At 69.8% G+C, this 14,741-nt stretch carries 16 protein-coding genes, 1 other RNA gene and 1 riboswitch; of the genes, 12 read left to right on the plus strand and 5 right to left on the minus strand.

Annotation, left to right across the window (positions count from 1 at the left end; translation table 11 throughout):
- Nucleotides 1–11: 11 nt before the first annotated feature.
- From pyrC to P7V53_RS05370, 7 genes are all read left to right on the plus strand, one after another.
- Nucleotides 12–1,043, plus strand: coding sequence for a dihydroorotase (gene pyrC, locus P7V53_RS05340; RefSeq protein ID WP_280154445.1), 1,032 nt, complete (start codon nucleotides 12–14; stop codon nucleotides 1,041–1,043).
- Nucleotides 1,040–1,768, plus strand: a complete 729-nt coding sequence (locus P7V53_RS05345; RefSeq protein WP_280154446.1) for an NYN domain-containing protein — start codon at nucleotides 1,040–1,042, stop codon at nucleotides 1,766–1,768. Before pyrC ends, P7V53_RS05345 begins: the two co-directional genes overlap by 4 nt.
- Nucleotides 1,765–2,493 carry a DUF3025 domain-containing protein gene (locus P7V53_RS05350; protein ID WP_280154447.1) on the plus strand — a complete coding sequence of 243 codons (729 nt, stop codon included), beginning with the start codon at nucleotides 1,765–1,767 and terminating at the stop codon, nucleotides 2,491–2,493. Before P7V53_RS05345 ends, P7V53_RS05350 begins: the two co-directional genes overlap by 4 nt.
- A gap of 15 nt (nucleotides 2,494–2,508) precedes the next feature.
- Nucleotides 2,509–2,834: RNase P RNA component class A (gene rnpB / locus P7V53_RS05355), an RNA gene on the plus strand.
- Nucleotides 2,835–2,871: 37 nt separating this feature from the next.
- Complete coding sequence (locus tag P7V53_RS05360) at nucleotides 2,872–4,077, plus strand: multidrug effflux MFS transporter (RefSeq protein ID WP_280154448.1); 1,206 nt, start codon at nucleotides 2,872–2,874, stop codon at nucleotides 4,075–4,077.
- Between the two features lie 67 nt (nucleotides 4,078–4,144).
- Nucleotides 4,145–5,440 carry a carbonic anhydrase family protein gene (locus P7V53_RS05365; RefSeq protein WP_348273462.1) on the plus strand — a complete coding sequence of 432 codons (1,296 nt, stop codon included), beginning with the start codon at nucleotides 4,145–4,147 and terminating at the stop codon, nucleotides 5,438–5,440.
- Nucleotides 5,441–5,498: 58 nt separating this feature from the next.
- Nucleotides 5,499–6,071, plus strand: coding sequence for an NnrU family protein (locus P7V53_RS05370; protein ID WP_280154449.1), 573 nt, complete (start codon nucleotides 5,499–5,501; stop codon nucleotides 6,069–6,071).
- Here the strand turns inward: P7V53_RS05370 and P7V53_RS05375 are convergent, their stop codons facing one another.
- A complete protein-coding gene (locus P7V53_RS05375; protein WP_280154450.1) occupies nucleotides 6,072–6,512 on the minus strand; it encodes an SRPBCC domain-containing protein in 441 nt (146 codons plus the stop codon).
- Between the two features lie 107 nt (nucleotides 6,513–6,619).
- On the opposite strand from P7V53_RS05375, the gene P7V53_RS05380 reads away from it, so the two are divergent.
- A complete protein-coding gene (locus P7V53_RS05380; RefSeq protein WP_280154451.1) occupies nucleotides 6,620–7,645 on the plus strand; it encodes an SGNH/GDSL hydrolase family protein in 1,026 nt (341 codons plus the stop codon).
- On the opposite strand, the gene P7V53_RS05385 is transcribed toward P7V53_RS05380, so the two are convergent.
- On the minus strand, nucleotides 7,632–8,207 hold the full coding sequence (locus tag P7V53_RS05385) for a hypothetical protein (protein WP_280154452.1): 576 nt from the start codon (nucleotides 8,205–8,207) through the stop codon (nucleotides 7,632–7,634). The two genes, P7V53_RS05380 and P7V53_RS05385, sit on opposite strands and share 14 nt — an antisense overlap.
- Before the next feature lie 81 nt (nucleotides 8,208–8,288).
- Here P7V53_RS05385 and P7V53_RS05390 point away from each other — a divergent pair, with 81 nt between their 5' ends.
- The 3 genes from P7V53_RS05390 to P7V53_RS05400 all read left to right on the plus strand — a co-directional run bounded on the left by P7V53_RS05390 (nucleotide 8,289) and on the right by P7V53_RS05400 (nucleotide 9,905).
- Nucleotides 8,289–9,197: an aminotransferase class IV gene (locus P7V53_RS05390; RefSeq protein WP_280154453.1), complete on the plus strand. Its 909-nt coding sequence runs from the start codon at nucleotides 8,289–8,291 to the stop codon at nucleotides 9,195–9,197.
- A 1-nt stretch (nucleotide 9,198) separates the two neighbouring features.
- Nucleotides 9,199–9,495, plus strand: coding sequence for an ATPase with chaperone activity (locus tag P7V53_RS05395; RefSeq protein ID WP_280154454.1), 297 nt, complete (start codon nucleotides 9,199–9,201; stop codon nucleotides 9,493–9,495).
- A 119-nt stretch (nucleotides 9,496–9,614) separates the two neighbouring features.
- Nucleotides 9,615–9,905: a hypothetical protein gene (locus P7V53_RS05400; RefSeq protein WP_280154455.1), complete on the plus strand. Its 291-nt coding sequence runs from the start codon at nucleotides 9,615–9,617 to the stop codon at nucleotides 9,903–9,905.
- A gap of 9 nt (nucleotides 9,906–9,914) precedes the next feature.
- Here P7V53_RS05400 and P7V53_RS05405 read toward each other — a convergent pair whose 3' ends face one another.
- The 3 genes from P7V53_RS05405 to P7V53_RS05415 form a co-directional block, all read right to left on the minus strand.
- On the minus strand, nucleotides 9,915–10,235 hold the full coding sequence (locus P7V53_RS05405; protein WP_280154456.1) for a PilZ domain-containing protein: 321 nt from the start codon (nucleotides 10,233–10,235) through the stop codon (nucleotides 9,915–9,917).
- A gap of 38 nt (nucleotides 10,236–10,273) precedes the next feature.
- Nucleotides 10,274–10,579 carry a hypothetical protein gene (locus P7V53_RS05410; RefSeq protein ID WP_280154457.1) on the minus strand — a complete coding sequence of 102 codons (306 nt, stop codon included), beginning with the start codon at nucleotides 10,577–10,579 and terminating at the stop codon, nucleotides 10,274–10,276.
- Between the two features lie 112 nt (nucleotides 10,580–10,691).
- Nucleotides 10,692–10,779: riboswitch (cyclic di-GMP riboswitch) on the minus strand.
- 58 nt (nucleotides 10,780–10,837) lie between these two features.
- On the minus strand, nucleotides 10,838–13,648 hold the full coding sequence (locus P7V53_RS05415; RefSeq protein ID WP_280154458.1) for an ATP-binding protein: 2,811 nt from the start codon (nucleotides 13,646–13,648) through the stop codon (nucleotides 10,838–10,840).
- Between the two features lie 152 nt (nucleotides 13,649–13,800).
- Between P7V53_RS05415 and P7V53_RS05420 the strand changes: the two genes are divergently transcribed.
- Entirely contained in the window at nucleotides 13,801–14,727 is a 927-nt protein-coding gene (locus P7V53_RS05420) for a transglycosylase SLT domain-containing protein (protein ID WP_280154459.1), read from the plus strand.
- Nucleotides 14,728–14,741 lie beyond the last annotated feature (14 nt).

The raw sequence follows: 14,741 nt of genomic DNA on the forward strand, positions 1-14,741 counted from the left end.
AGAATCGACCGATGACCGAAAGCCTGACCCTGACCCGTCCCGACGACTGGCATCTGCACGTGCGGGACGGTGCCGCGCTGGCCGCCGTGGTGCCGCACAGCGCGCGGCAGTTCGCGCGGGCGCTGATCATGCCCAACCTGAAGCCGCCGGTGACGACGGCGGAGCAGGCGATGGCGTACCGCCGACGCATCCTCGCCGCCGTGCCGCCGGGCGTGTCCTTCGAACCGTTGATGTCGCTCTACCTCACCGACAACCTGCCGCCCGAGGAGATCCGGCGTGCCAGGCAAGCCGGCGTCGCGGCCGTCAAGCTGTACCCGGCGGGCGCCACCACCAACAGCGACGCCGGCGTCACCGACCTGCGCAAGACCTTCGGCACGCTCGAAGCGATGCAGCGCGAGGGCTTGCTGCTGCTGGTGCATGGCGAGGTCACCGATGCGGCGGTGGACGTCTTCGACCGCGAGAAGGTCTTCATCGACACCCAGCTCATCCCGCTGCGCAGGCAGTTCCCCGAGCTGAAGATCGTCGTCGAGCACCTCACCACGCGCGACGCGGCGCAGTATGTGGCGCAGGCCGGACCGCACACCGCCGGCACGATCACTGCGCATCACTTGCTCTACAACCGCAATGCGATCTTCACCGGCGGCATCCGGCCGCACTACTACTGCCTGCCGGTGCTCAAGCGCGAGGAGCATCGACTCGCGCTGGTCGAGGCCGCCACCTCCGGCAGCGACCGCTTCTTCCTCGGCACCGACAGCGCGCCGCACCCGGCGCACCTGAAGGAGCACGCCAGCGGCTGCGCCGGCTGCTACACGGCGCTGAGCGCACTGGAGCTGTATGCCGAGGCCTTCGAGGCCGCGGGCGCACTCGACAAGCTCGAAGGCTTCGCGAGCCTGCACGGGCCGGCCTTCTACGGACTGCCGCGCAACGCCGGCACCGTCACCCTGCGCAAGCAGCCGTGGACGCTGCCCGAGGCCGTGCCCTTCGGAGAAGCGCAACTCAAGCCGCTGCGCGGTGGGGAGACGCTGGCATGGAAACTGTCATGAACGACGCCAAGCGCGTGATGCTGCTGATCGACGCCGACAACGTGTCGGCCGACGTGATCGAGCAGGCCGTCGAACGGGTCCACGCCGAGCATGGCGCCATCCACGTGCGCCGCGCTTACTGCACGGCCGAGTCGGCGGTCAAGCACCTGAAGCTCTTCAAGGCGCTGTCGGTGCGGCCGATCGTCAACGTGTCGACCGGCAAGAACTCCACCGACATCGCGCTCGCGGTGGATGCGCTCGACCTGGTGCTTGCCGAGCGTCCGCAGGTGGCGGTCATCGTGTCGTCGGACTCCGACTTCGCACCCCTGGTGATCCGCCTGCGCGAGAAGGGCTGCCGCGTCCAGGGCATCGGTCAGGAGGGCAAGACGGGCGAAGACTCGAAGCTGGTCTACGACGACTTCATCGACTTGCCGCACCGCAAGGCCAAGGCCCCCAGGCAGGCCGCGGCGAAGACGCCCGCAGCCAAGCGGGGCGGTCGCAAGGCAGCGGCCGCGCCGCCCGCGCCGCCCCCGCTGCCCGACGAGGTCCAGCGCATCCTGGAGGCCATGCCCGCGCTGAAGGAAGGCGGCAAGCTGCCGCTCAATACGGCGGCCGAGCTGCTGCGCGGCGCCAAGCTGCTGACCAGGAACGCACCGTCGACCAAGCTGTTCAAGAAGTACCTCGACTACTTCGTGCTCTCGCCCGAGAAGCAGCCCAACCAGGTGCAATACCGCGCTCCCACGTGAGCCCGTGGGCCGCGCTCGCCACGCCGGCGCCGTGGCTGGCGTCCTACGACGGCGAGCGCGGGCGTCTGCTGGCGGCGCATCGCGCCGGCATGTCGGTCGCCGACACGCTGAACGCGGCCGTCGACGGCCACCCGGTCGAGCTGGCTGCGGGCCCGCTGCGCTTCGTCGCGGCGCAGGCGCTGCCGGCCGGCGAGGCGTACGAGGCCTTCATCGCGCGCACGGCGTCGGTTCCCACCCGCGACAACCTGCACGACCTGTTCAACGGGCTGGTGTGGCTGCGCTTCGGGCAAGTGAAACGCCGGCTCAACGAGTTGCAGGCTGCCGAGATCGTTCGCTGCGGGGTGGGGCCGAGGCGCGGCGTGCTGCGCGATGCGCTCACGCTGTTCGACGAGAACGGCGCATGGCTGAAGGCGCCGATCGAGTTGATGGATGCGCTGCGCCGGCGCGATTGGCAGGCGCTGTTCATCACCCACCGGGCCGCCTGGCGTGATGCCGAGCTCACGCTGTTCGGGCATGCACTGATGGAAAAGCTGACGCAGCCGCGCAAGGCCATCACGGCGCATGCGTGGTGCATGCCCGCGCACGAAGCGGCAGAGCGACCGGTGCTCGAGTGGCTGGCGCAGAAACCGCTGGCGTTGCCGGTGCTCGGCGTGCCCGGGTGGTGGCGGGGCAACGAGGAGCCGGGGTTTTACGAGGACGCGGCAGTGTTCCGGCCACCCCGATGAGACAATTCCGCCCGTGAAGTGAACCAGACCGCCGCTGGCGCAAGTCCCGAGAGGGCGCGCTGGAGGAAGGTCCGGACTGCGCAGGGCGGCGTAGCAGCTAACGGCTGTCCACCGCGAGGTGAGGATCAGAGCAACAGAGACGAGTCGGCAGGGCAACCTGCCGGGTGAAACGGGCAATCTCTACGCGCAGCAATACCAAATAGGCACACGATGATCTGGTCCCGGGGAGTGTGCGGGTAGGTAGCACCGAGCCGCCGCAGCGATGCGCGGCCCAGAGGAATGGCGGTCACGAAGGCGGTTTCGCCTTCGCACAGAATCCGGCCTATCGGTTCGCTTCACATCATTTTTCGACCGCGGCTTGCACCACGACAATCCTTCTTGAACCCCGACGCCCACACCCTCTGGCGCGCCCCCCGCTGGGCCTTTGCCGCGCTGCTCGCCTGCCTGGGCATGCTGGGTCCGTTCTCGATCGACACCTACCTGCCCGCCTTCACCGGCATCGCGCAATCGATAGGCGCCACGCCGGTCGAGATGCAGCAGACGCTGTCGGCTTATCTGTTCGGCTTCGCGGTGATGAACCTGTTCCACGGCGCGCTGTCCGACAGCTTCGGCCGCCGGCCGGTGGTGCTGTGGGGCGTGGCGGTGTTCACGCTGGCGTCGGCCGGCTGTGCGCTGTCGCAGCACATCGGCGCGCTGGTGTTCTTTCGCGCGCTGCAGGGCATGTCGGCCGGGGCCGGCATCGTGGTCTCGCGGGCGGTGATCCGCGACATGTTCCCGCCGGCCGACGCGCAGCGCGTCATGTCGCAGGTCACGATCTACTTCGGCATCGCGCCGGCGGTCGCGCCCATGGTCGGCGGCTTCCTCTTCGTGCATGTCGGCTGGCACTCGATCTTCTGGTTCCTCACGGCCATCGGCGTGGCGCTGTGGATCGGCAACTACCGCCTGCTGCCCGAAACGCTGCACCGCACGCACCAGCAGCCCTTCCACGTGTCCAGCCTGCTGCGGGCGTATTGGGACCTCGGCTCCAGCCCGCGCTTCCTGATGCTGGCCCTGGCCAGCGGCATTCCGTTCAACGGCATGTTCCTCTACGTGCTGTCCGCGCCGGTGTTCCTCGGCGAGCACCTGAAGATGGGGCCGGGGGAGTTCTTCTGGTTCTTCACGCTCACGATCGCCGGGATCATGGCAGGCGCCTGGCTGTCGGGACGCCTGGCAGGACGCATCGCGCCCAAGCGCCAGATTCGCCATGGCTTCGTCATCATGGTCGCCGTCTCGCTCGCCAATCTCGTGCTGAACCTCCTGTTCACGCCGCACGCATGGTGGGCGCTGATTCCGATCGCCCTCTACGCCTTCGGGTGGGCGCTGATGGTGCCGGTGGTCACGCTGCTGGTCCTCGACCTCGTGCCCGAGCGCCGCGGGCTCGCCTCGTCATTCCAGGCGTGCATCGGCAGCCTGGCCAACGGCTTCGTTGCCGGGGTCATCTCGCCGCTGGTGATGCATTCCACGATCGCGCTGGCACTGGCCTCCACCCTGATGATGAGCGTCGGCCTGTTCGCCTGGATGTGGGTCAAGCGGCGCGTGACGTGATCGCGCGCGGTGGCGGCGAGCGCAGCACCGACCTTCAGGTTTCTGCGGTGCCGGCCGATATCCGGTCATGGCCAAGTCTCCAGCCCCCGCCGACGCGCCCGTGCTCGACCAAGCGGTCGAGATCGCGGACGAGGGTGAGGCATCGCCTCGACGCGCACGCTGGCGCCTGCCGCCGCTGCCGGCCTTCGTGCGCAGGTTGTCGCTGCCCCGGATCCGGCTGTCGAAGAAGTTGCTGATCCTGATCGTGGGCGGCGTCGCGGGCCTCAGTGCCGTCGGTGCGGCAGCCTATGCGTTCTGGCCGGCGGATCCGCAATGGCATCGCACGCCGGTGCACAAGGCGCCGAAGAAGGCCAAGCGCGCGAAGGCGGCCGCATCCGCGCCCGACGCTGCCGCGTCGATGGTGCCGCAGGCGGCGGCATCGGTTCCGGTCGAAGCCGTGTCCGCGCCGGAGCCGGCCGCAAGCGGTGCCGAGCATGCGATCGACCGGCTGCAGCGACGCCTGGCCGAAACGCTGGGCCCGGGCGGCAGGCTCGAGCCCGGCGGCGATGGCGAGCTGCGCCTCACGGCGCGCAAGGCGGCGGAAACGGTGTCGGCGCCGGCATCGGCTTCACGCGGCGCGCCCGTGCGCGAAACGCGCCTGGCGGGCCAGGGCGCGGCGGCAAAGCCGGCGCCGCTGGCGCATGACCGCCACGTGCACTGGTCGTACGACGGCCCCGGCGGCCCCGAAGCCTGGGCCAGGCTGAAGCCCGAGTTCGCCAGGTGCGGCATCGGCACGCGGCAAAGCCCGATCGACCTGCGCGACGGCATCCAGGTGCAGCTCGACCCGGTTCGCTTCGACTACAAGCCGGGTCCGTTCCGGGTGATCGACAACGGCCACACGGTGCAGGTCAATGTCGCGCCCGGCAACTTCATCGAAGTGACGGGCCGCCGCTTCGAGTTGCAGCAGTTCCATTTCCACCGGCCCTCCGAGGAACGCATCGCCGGCCGGCAGTTCGATCTCTCGGTGCACCTCGTTCACAAGGACCCGGAAGGCCGGCTCGCCGTCGTTGCGGTGGTCCTGGAGCGCGGCGCCGCGCAGCCGGTGGTGCAGTCGGTGTGGAACAACCTGCCGCTCGAGAAGGGCGAGGAGCAGGCCGCGCAGGTGCCGCTGGACCTGCTGCAGCTGCTGCCCGCCGAGCGCGCCTACTTCACCTACATGGGCTCCCTCACCACGCCGCCGTGCAGCGAAGGCGTGCTCTGGATGGTGATGAAGCAGCCGGTGCACGTGTCGCCCGAGCAGATCGCCATCTTCTCGCGGCTGTATCCGATGAATGCCCGGCCGCTGCAGGCCGCCGGCGGAAGGATGATCAAGGAGTCGAACTAGGCAGCGCTTTCGCCGCCGCCGGCGATAGACTGCGCATCCCTCCTCGCAAGAACCGACCATGACCTTGCTCGTCCTCGGCCTGGTGTTGTTCCTCGGCGTCCACTCCGTGTCCATCGCGGCGCCGGCCTGGCGCGATGCGCAGGTGGCGCTGCGGGGCGAGAAGGCCTGGAAGGGGCTGTACTCGCTCGTCTCCATCGCGGGGTTCGTGCTCCTGGTGATCGGCTATGGCGCGGCGCGCCAGTCGCCCATCGTCCTGTACACACCGCCGACGTGGACGCGCCACCTCGCGCTGCTGCTGATGCTGCCGGTGTTCCCGCTGCTGATCGCCGCCTACATGCCGGGCCGCATCAAGGCGGCGGTCAAGCATCCGTTCCTCGTCGCCGTCAAGCTGTGGGCCACCGCCCACCTGCTGGCCAACGGCACGCTGGCCGACGTGCTGCTGTTCGGCGGCTTTCTCGCGTGGGCGGTTGCCGACCGCATCTCGATGAAGCGGCGCGCGCAGCGGCCGCTGCCGGGCGCGCCCGAGCGGCCGATGAACGACCTGATCGCCGTCGTCGTCGGCCTCGTGATCTACGGCGTCTTCGTGACCTGGCTGCACCGGTGGCTCATCGGCGTGCAGCCGCTGCCCTGATCACGCGAACAGCTTCGCCAGCCCCTCCAGGACCATCGTCCAGTTCTTCTCGAACTCCGCCCGCTTCTGCACATCGGACGGCTTGACGCCGCCCGTGAGATTGCTCTGGGTGAGCGTGACCTGCGTCTGCGACCCCTGGGGCGCCAGGTCGTAGGTGACCACGTGGTAGTGCTCGGGCGCGTCGGGCTCGCCGGCCGTCGGGCTCCAGTGCGACACCGACAGCCTGCTCGGCCGGTCGGCGACGAGGACTTCGCCCTTGTCCTCGTATTTCTTGCCGTTGAATTCACCACGCCAGCGGATCGGGCTGCCGACGCGGAAATCTGACTCCACGTCGGAGCCGAAGAAATAGCGCTTGATGAGCGCAGGCGTGACGAGCGCTTCCCACACGCGTTCGGCGGGCGCGCCGATGGTCTTCGAGACCTGGGCTGTTGCTTCTGCCATGACGGGCTCCTTGTTCGGTGAACGGCTTCATGAGAAAGGCAGCAAGCGCGGTGCCGGGAGCGCCGATTGCTCTTCCCGCGCCGGGGTCCTTCATCGCGGAGGTGATCATGCGCAAGATCGTCGCAACCCTGCTGACACTGCTGGCGGCCGGCGCGGCCACCGCCCAGCCTTTCAGCGGCGTGCACTTCTTCGGCGACAGCCTCACCGACACGGGCAACGTCACCACGGTCTATGCCGCGATTCCCCATCCGCCCGGCGCGCCTGCCGTCGTTCCCGGGCCGCCCTACGACCCCGAGGGCAGGGCGAGCAACGGACCGCTGTATGCCGACGTGCTGGCCCAGGGCCTGGGATTCAGCGCGCTCGCCTCCCAGCGAGGGGGCAGCAACTACGCCTACGGCGGGGCCCGTACGCGCTATCAGCTGTTCGGGCCTCCCTTCCTCGGCATCAACGACCAGGTCGCGCAGTTCCGCGCGCTGCCCGGTGCTGCCGATCCGCACGCTCTGTACGTGCTGTGGGCCGGCGCCAACAACCTTCAGGACATCTTCCTCGGCCGCACCACCGATCCGCTCGGGCAGCCGATTCCCACCCTGAGCCAGACCCTCGACGACATCGACAGCATGCTGAACGGACTGGCCGACGAGGGCGCGCGGCACCTGCTGGTGCCCAACGTGCCGAACCTCGGTCGCGTGCCGCGGGTTCGCGAGCTCGGCGGCGCGCCCGGCCAGGCGGCGGCGACCGCGCTGGTCCAGGCCTTCAACGGCGAGCTGGACACGCTGCTCGACGGCTTCGCGGCGAGCCATCCCGACGTGCACCTCATCCGCTTCGACAGCTACGCCAGCTTCGAAGGGATCGTCGCCAACGCGGCGACGCACGGGCTGACCAACCTGACCGACCGTTGCTACACCGGCGACGATCTCGGCTTCACCGGCGGAGGCTCGGTGTGCGAGCACCCCGACCAGTACCTTTTCTGGGACGGCATTCACCCGACCGCCGTGACGCACCGCCTGCTGGGCGAGGCGATGCTCGCGGCTGCGGTCGTTCCCGAGCCTGCGACCGTGCTGCTGCTGGCCTTCGGACTGTCGACGCTCGCGTGGCGCTCCGCCTCGCGCAGCCGCGCGCTCACTCGCACGTGACGGCGACGTTGGTCACATTGGCGCCCGGCATGGTGCCGATGCCCTGCTGCACCGTGCAGCTTCCCTCGGCCGGCTGGGTGCTCACGGTCACCTCGTAGCGGGCCCCGACCACCAGCTGCGTCGGGAAGACGAAGAAGCCGTTGGCCGAGATGACCAGAGGATCGGCTTCGTTGATCTGCAGCGTGACGCTGGTGTTCTCGGCCAGGCCCGAGACGCTGCCGCTCACCGAATAGGCGGGCACGCAGGCCACCGTGATGTTGGTGACCTGCTGCGAGGTGTCGTCGATGCGCCCCTTGCCGTCGGAGACCGTGCACTGGCCGCCTGCCGGCTGGGCGGAGACGGTGACGTCGTAGTGCTCGCCTTCGATGAACTCCTTGTCGAAGGTGAAGCTGCCGTTGGCGCCGACCACCAGGGTGCTCTTGCCGTTGTTCTGCAGCGAGACCGTCGAGCCGGCCGGCAGCCCGCTCACGGTGCCGCCCACGGTGGTGGTGCTGCCGCCGCCGCAACCGGCCATCGCCAGCGCCACGCTCCAGCATGCGGCCGTCGTCTTCATCGAATCCATGCGCGCCTCCCGGTTCTCGTGAACAGGCACTAGCTTAGTCTCGCGGACCGCTAGCATCCGCCCTCCACACAGGAGCATGCGATGCGCGACGTGCGAACGAACCAATTCGACGGCGGGGCGGCCTTCGTCGAAGGCGACTGGGTTCCGCTGTCAGAGGCCAAGCTCTCGCTGTTCGACTGGGGCTTCACCCGGTCCGATGCCACCTACGACGTCGCCAGCGTGTGGCGCGGCTCGTTCTTCCGGCTCGACGACCACCTCGAGCGCTTCTTTCGCAGCCTGGCGACGCTGCGCATGAGCATCCCGCACGACAAGGCCGAGGTGCGCCGCATCCTTCATGGCTGCGTGCGCGCCGGCGGCCTGCAGGACGCCTACGTGGCGATGGTCTGCACCCGGGGCGTGCCGCCACGCGGAGCTCGCGATCCTCGCCTGGCCACCAACCGCTTCTACGCCTACGCGCTGCCGTTCGTGTGGATCGCGCCGCCCGAGAAGCAGCGCGCCGGAATCGATCTGTTCGTGAGCCGCCGGCAGCGCATCGCGCCCGAATCCGTCGATCCGACGGTCAAGAACTACCACTGGATCGATCTGGTGATGTCCTTGTACGACGCTTACGACCATGGCGGCGATACCAGCTGCGTCGTCGATGCCGCCGGCAACGTCACCGAGGGCCCGGGCTTCAACGTCTTCGTCGTGAGCGACCGCGTGGTGCGAACGCCCGATCGCGGCGTGCTGGAAGGCATCTCGCGCCGCACCGTCATCGAGCTGTGCGGCGCCCTCGACATCCCGCTGCGCGTGCAGGCGGTTCCCGCCGAGGACCTGGAGCTCGCCGACGAGGTCTTCGTCACCTCCACCGGCGGCGGCGTGCTGCCCATCGCGAGGGTCAACGGCCGGTCGCTGCGGCATCCCGCGCCGGGCCCGGTCACGCAGCGCCTGCAGGATGCGTACTGGGCGCTGCACGACGATCCACGCCATCGCGACCCGGTGGCGTACTGAGATGTCCGAAGACAGCCAGATCGTCGTGCCCGCCTCCTTCGTGGCGTTGTTCGTCGAGCCGGGGCGGATCAAGCCGAGCGCGTCGCAGGCCGAGATTGCGGCGCGCTACGAATTCTGTGAAGACCTCGCCGTCGTGCTGGTCGACCAGGCGAAGACGCTGCAGTGGCAGCTGGGCATTGCCGACAGCGACGTGCTGTCGCGGGTGCACGAGGGGCTCTTGAGTCCGGCGTCCGGCGTCAGCGCGCCGGAAGCGCAGTGGGTGACGCGCCGGCTCGCGGAACTGCTCGCCTGCGGGTGAGCGCAGCAGGGTCCGATCCCCGACTGACTAGGGGGCTGTTGGGCGAGCCTGTCCGCTTCGGCACTCGGATTTCGATTGTTGCGATGAGGGCGGCCGTTTGCCGCGATCTGGAGTTCTTCATGCGCACCGATCTCTTGTCGACATGGCTTTGCGCCGCATGCGGCGTTGTCGCGTGCCTGACGCTGGCCGCCTGCGGCGATGCCGACGTGGCCGAGGCCGCGACCCGCGTCGGCGATGCACGACCCGTCTCGCGCGCTGTCGCGCAGCCCGGTGCGCCCGCGACCTCCGCCACGCCGGCGATGGCGCCACGCGCCTTGCCGATCGCGCAGCACATGGGGTGGGCGGCGCTCGACAGCCATCGCGAGGATGTCGATCCCAGCCATGCTGCGATCGCCAGCTACGGCGACTAGCGCGAAAGCCTAGGCGACGAACGCGCGAAACGCGTCCTCGGTCTGGGGATCGGGGTTCACGAAGACCAGCCCGACCTTGAACCCCTCGGCGCCCATCAGCGAGCAATAGACCGTCTTGCCCGCCACGCTGACCGGGCCTCCGCCCGGCAGGTCGAGCGTGACGGTGCACCGGGTGCCCGGCGCGATGGGCTTGGGCGAGACCAGCGACATGCCGTCGACGCCGACGTCCCAGGTGCGCACGTCGCGCGGGCCGCTGGGCAGCTGCACGCTGGCCGTGGCTCGCAGCACCTTGCGGGCGTAGAGGCGTCGGTTGGGAGGTGGGGTCGTCATGACGACCCGAGGGTAACCCAGGTGCCGTCGGGATCGTGTCAGGCCGCTTCGGCCATGCAGCGGGCGAGCAGCCAGCACAGCTGCTCGTTGCGCTCGTCGCTTCGGCGCGCGGGGCCGGCGTGGGGGCCGCTCAGCGCGCGGATGATGATGCCGAGCTCGTCGCCGACGAAGTGCTGGGCGCGGCTCCAGCCCTGCGAAGGGAGCTTCTGCCAGCGTGCGATCCAGTCGGCGACGTCGTGCTCCACGCTCCGCGTGGCGACCGGCGGCCGCGGCGATTCCGCGAGGAAGAGCACCAGCTGCCGTGCGCGGTCGAAGAACGAATCGGCGGGCGCGGGCGATGCCACGGAAGCGATGGTCGAGCTCACGTCGGATGAAGGCGAAGGCTGGGTCGGGGTCGTGCACACGGCGTTCTTCCTGGTCTTGAGTCGAGACGCAGGCACACCCCTGTGCGGCCAGGTTGGCAACCCCGCTGTCGTGGCCCTGGCGGGCGTTAGACCGGAAGCTTTGCGACCCCGGCTTTCGCGCGGGTGTGCCCTTGTCGTCGGAAGGACTGTATCGAAACGCAACCGAAGGCGGTGTGACGAAGTTGACGCCGGGCCGCCTCACGTGCGTGCGACCGCCTCGCTCCCTTCCGGCGCGCGGCGTTCGATCGGCCGCGGCGAAGCCAGGAGCTCGTGCACCTTGTCGGGATCGACCGGCTTGGTGAGGTGATGGTCGAAGCCCGCGGCGATGGCGGTCGAGCGGTCCTTGGTCTGGCCCCAGCCGGTGACGGCGACCAGGATGACGGCGCCGCCGCCGGGGCGGGCACGGATCTCGGCGGCCACTTCATAGCCGCTGCGCCGCGGCATGCCGATGTCGAGCAGGGCGGCATCGGGGCACCAGCGGTCGTACTCGTCGAGTGCGGCTTCTCCGTCGTAGGTCACGCTCACCTCGTGTCCGGCCAGGCGCAGCAGCGCCGCCAGGCTGTCGGCGGCGTCGCGGTTGTCGTCGGCGACCAGCACGCGCCGCCGCGGCCCGGCGGCCTGCTCGCCGGGACCCGCCGGCGTCGCGGCGCGCTGCCTGACCGCTGCCCCGGGCAGGGCGATGGAGAACCGGCTGCCGCGCCCGGGTCCCTCGCTGGCCGCGCTGATGGTGCCGCCGTGCAGCTCGACCAGGCCCTTGGCCAACGCGAGGCCGATGCCGAGCCCGCCGCTGGAGCGGTCTTCGGCGCTGCGCACCTGCGTGAACATGTCGAAGATCTCGCCGAGCGCTTCGGGACGCAGGCCGATGCCGTTGTCGGTCACCTCGATCGCGATGTCGTCGCCGCGGTGCGCCGCGGCCACCCGGATCGCGCCGTTCGGGTCGGTGTACTTCGCCGCGTTGGTGAGCAGGTTGGCCACGACCTGCGCGAGTCGCAACGGATCCACGTCCACCATCACCGGCTCGGGCGGGAGGTCGATCTGCAGCCGGTGGCGCTTCGCGTCGATCGACGGGCGCGCCGTCTCCACCGCCGCATCGATCACCGCCTTCAGTTCGGTGGCGGCGCGGCGAAGCTGCAGCATCCCACGCGTGATGCGCGACACGTCGAGCAGGTCGTCCAGCAGAAGGGCCATGTGCTTCACCTGGCGTTCGATGACCTCGTGACTCCAGCGCTTCTGCGCCTCGCTCGCGTTGGCGGCCTTGGAGATGAGCGCCGCCTGCCGGATGGGCGCGAGCGGATTGCGCAGCTCGTGCGCGAGCGTGGCGAGGAACTCGTCCTTGCGCCGGTCGGCTTCCTGCAGCGCCTGCTCGTGGCGCTTGCGCTCGGTGATGTCGGCGAACCAGACGGCGACCGAGCCCTCGAACGGCGACGCGATGATGTGGAACCACCCTTCGATGCCGTGAGAGGCCGGCTGCAGCACCAGCTCGCGCGTCTGGCCGCTCTCGACCACCGCCACGTAGGCGTCGAACAGGCCCGGCACGTCCCAGGTGCCCGGCAACACGTCGAGCACGCGGCGCCCGATGAGCTGCGGCGCCGACTGCCGCAGCACGCGCGCTGCCGCGGCATTGAGGTACTCCCAGCGGAAGTCGACGATGGCGCCGCGCTCGTCGCGCACCGGTGCGAGCACGCTGAACGGCACGCCGGACGACTCGAGCGCGACGCGAAAGCGGCGCTCGGTCTGCGTCGCGCGGGAGGCCGCCCGGGCCCGCTCGACGATCACAGCGGCCTTGCGCGCGTAGATGTCGGTCAGCGAGATCTCGCGCGGCGTGGGCAGCCGCGGCTGCGCGAAGTGCACGGACAGCACGCCGATCACGTCGCCCGACATGCTGAGCAGCGGCGTGCTGTGCAGCGCGCGGATGCCTTCGCGCTGCGCCTGTTCGCGCAAGGGCTCGAAGTCGGGATCGCGCTCGATGTCCTCGACGACGACCCGGCGCCCCTGCACGAAGGCGGCGTCGCAGGCCAGGGGGCCCGACCCGGCCGCGCACAGACGGCGCAGCGACTCCTCGTCGAAGCCTGTGCTGGCCTCGATCGCCAGGCGGCGCAGTCGCGGGTCGAACAGCGAGACCAGCCCGCGGCCGGTCTGGTGAACCTCGCAGGCCGTGTCCAGCAGCAGCCCGAGCTGATCGGCCAGCGTGGGCAGCTCGATCAGCCGGCTGCTCACCTCGTGCAGGCGGCGCAGGTCGGCCACCTGCTGGCGCAGCTCGTCCTGCGTCTGGCGCAGCAGCGTGTCGGTCTCCTTGCGCCGGGTGATGTCCACCGATGCGCCCCGTACCCGCAGCGCCCGCCCGTCCGGTCCGCGCTGGATGTGCACGCGCGACATCAGCCAGCGCACGCGCCCGTCGGGGAGATCGATTCGGTGCTCACGCTCGTACCCTTCGGCGCCCTCGGCGAGCTTCTGCTTCAGGTGGCGGCTGCCCTTGGCGATCTCGTCCGCGGGCAGCATGTCGGCCCACTGCGCGAGGCTCATCGGCGAGCGTGTCGGGGCGCGGCCCAGCAGCTGCACCATGGAGGCCGACGCCGACACCGTCTTCGACACGAAGTCGACTTCGAACAGGCCGATGCCGGTGTCTTCCTGCGCCAGCCGCAGGCGGTATTCCGCCTCCGCCGCGCGCCGGCCGATGAGCCGCACGCGTGCGCCGAACAGCACGAGGACCAGCCCGACCACCAGGTACGCGGCGATGGCGACCTGGTCGGCCGACGTGGTGAGGTGCAATCCGGCCCCGGGTGTCATCAGCTCGGCGCCGTTGAGCGCGCCTATCGCCAGTACCACCAGCGCCGGCCCTCGCCCGGCGATGGCAGCCGTGATGGTCAGGATCGGGAGGTAGAAGAGAAAGGGGCTGCGCGCGTCGGTGAAGGGCTCGATGAGCCAGTGCAGCCCGGCGGCGGCCAGCGCCAGTCCGGCGGCGACGACGTAGGCGCCGGCGCCGGACCGCTGCATCCAGAACTTCCCCATGGCGTGCTCTCGTTGGAGGGGCGAGGGTAACTCCAATGGCGCGCGCCGGCGGCGCGAGGCCGATGTAACGCGAAGCGCATCACGACTTTCGGGTTTTGCACCCCCTAGGTCGGGCGCTGGTGGTTGCCCGCGCAGTTCCCGAAAATCGCGCCATGCCCATCGCCTTCCGCGCCCGACGACACCTCGGCCTGATCATGGCCGGGGTGATTTGCTGCGCCCTGGTCGCCACGCCGGCGTCGGCCATCGACACGCAGGCCGAGAACGTCCTGATCGTTTCGCTGCGTGAGGAGGCCGCGGGGCTCGAGCTCGGCAACGGCATCGAGAAGGACCCGCTGCGTGCAGCCGCGCTCTACTGCGAGGCTGCGCGGCTGGGCGACATGGATTCGCAGTTCCGCCTCGGCTGGATGTACACCAACGGCAGCGGCGTCGAACGCAGCGATGCGACCGCGGCGTTCTTCTTCCAGATCGCGGCCGAGCAGGGCATGGAGCAGGCGCAGCACATGCTTCGCGTGGTCGGCGGCCCAACCACCGATGTGCCCGACTGCATGCGCGCGCCGGCTCCTGCCGCCAAGCCGGCCACTGCCGTGGCCGCGGCCCGCCCACGCCCGCAGCGCATCGCGGCGCCGCCCAACATCCTCAACCTGGTCACGAAGATCGCCCCGCAGTACCAGGTCGAGCCGCAGCTGGCGCTGGCCATCATCGAGGCCGAGTCCAACTTCGACACGGTCGCGCTCTCGCCGAAGAACGCCAAGGGATTGATGCAGCTCATTCCGGCCACGGCGGCCCGCTTCAACGTGCGCAATCCGTACGATCCGGCGCAGAACATTCGCGGCGGTGTCGCCTACCTGAGCTGGCTGCTGGCCTATTTCGAGGGCGACGTGTCGCTGGTCGCCGCTGCCTACAACGCAGGAGAAGGCGCCGTCGAACGCTACCGTGGCGTGCCCCCGTATCGCGAGACGCGCGCCTACGTGCAGAAGGTGCTGCATGCCGTCGGGACGGCGGTGTATCCCTTCGACGCGAAGGTGACGGCACCGTCACCGCAGCTGGCGCTCATCCGCCAGCCCGGTCGCTGGCGCTGAAGCGCTGAACCGAC

Source organism: Piscinibacter sp. XHJ-5 (assembly GCF_029855045.1).
GTDB lineage: Bacteria > Pseudomonadota > Gammaproteobacteria > Burkholderiales > Burkholderiaceae_C > Albitalea.

Bases quoted from the DNA above. Each gene is read 5' to 3' on its own strand.
- P7V53_RS05390 (WP_280154453.1), top strand. From the start codon at position 8,289: ATGCGCGACGTGCGAACGAACCAATTCGACGGCGGGGCGGCCTTCGTC.
- P7V53_RS05370 (WP_280154449.1), top strand. From the start codon at position 5,499: ATGACCTTGCTCGTCCTCGGCCTGGTGTTGTTCCTCGGCGTCCACTCC.
- P7V53_RS05380 (WP_280154451.1), top strand. From the start codon at position 6,620: ATGCGCAAGATCGTCGCAACCCTGCTGACACTGCTGGCGGCCGGCGCG.
- P7V53_RS05365 (WP_348273462.1), top strand. From the start codon at position 4,145: ATGGCCAAGTCTCCAGCCCCCGCCGACGCGCCCGTGCTCGACCAAGCG.
- P7V53_RS05420 (WP_280154459.1), top strand. From the start codon at position 13,801: ATGCCCATCGCCTTCCGCGCCCGACGACACCTCGGCCTGATCATGGCC.
- P7V53_RS05395 (WP_280154454.1), top strand. From the start codon at position 9,199: ATGTCCGAAGACAGCCAGATCGTCGTGCCCGCCTCCTTCGTGGCGTTG.
- P7V53_RS05375 (WP_280154450.1), bottom strand. From the start codon at position 6,512: ATGGCAGAAGCAACAGCCCAGGTCTCGAAGACCATCGGCGCGCCCGCC.
- P7V53_RS05400 (WP_280154455.1), top strand. From the start codon at position 9,615: ATGCGCACCGATCTCTTGTCGACATGGCTTTGCGCCGCATGCGGCGTT.
- P7V53_RS05405 (WP_280154456.1), bottom strand. From the start codon at position 10,235: ATGACGACCCCACCTCCCAACCGACGCCTCTACGCCCGCAAGGTGCTG.
- P7V53_RS05385 (WP_280154452.1), bottom strand. From the start codon at position 8,207: ATGGATTCGATGAAGACGACGGCCGCATGCTGGAGCGTGGCGCTGGCG.
- P7V53_RS05415 (WP_280154458.1), bottom strand. From the start codon at position 13,648: ATGGGGAAGTTCTGGATGCAGCGGTCCGGCGCCGGCGCCTACGTCGTC.
- pyrC (WP_280154445.1), top strand. From the start codon at position 12: ATGACCGAAAGCCTGACCCTGACCCGTCCCGACGACTGGCATCTGCAC.
- P7V53_RS05345 (WP_280154446.1), top strand. From the start codon at position 1,040: ATGAACGACGCCAAGCGCGTGATGCTGCTGATCGACGCCGACAACGTG.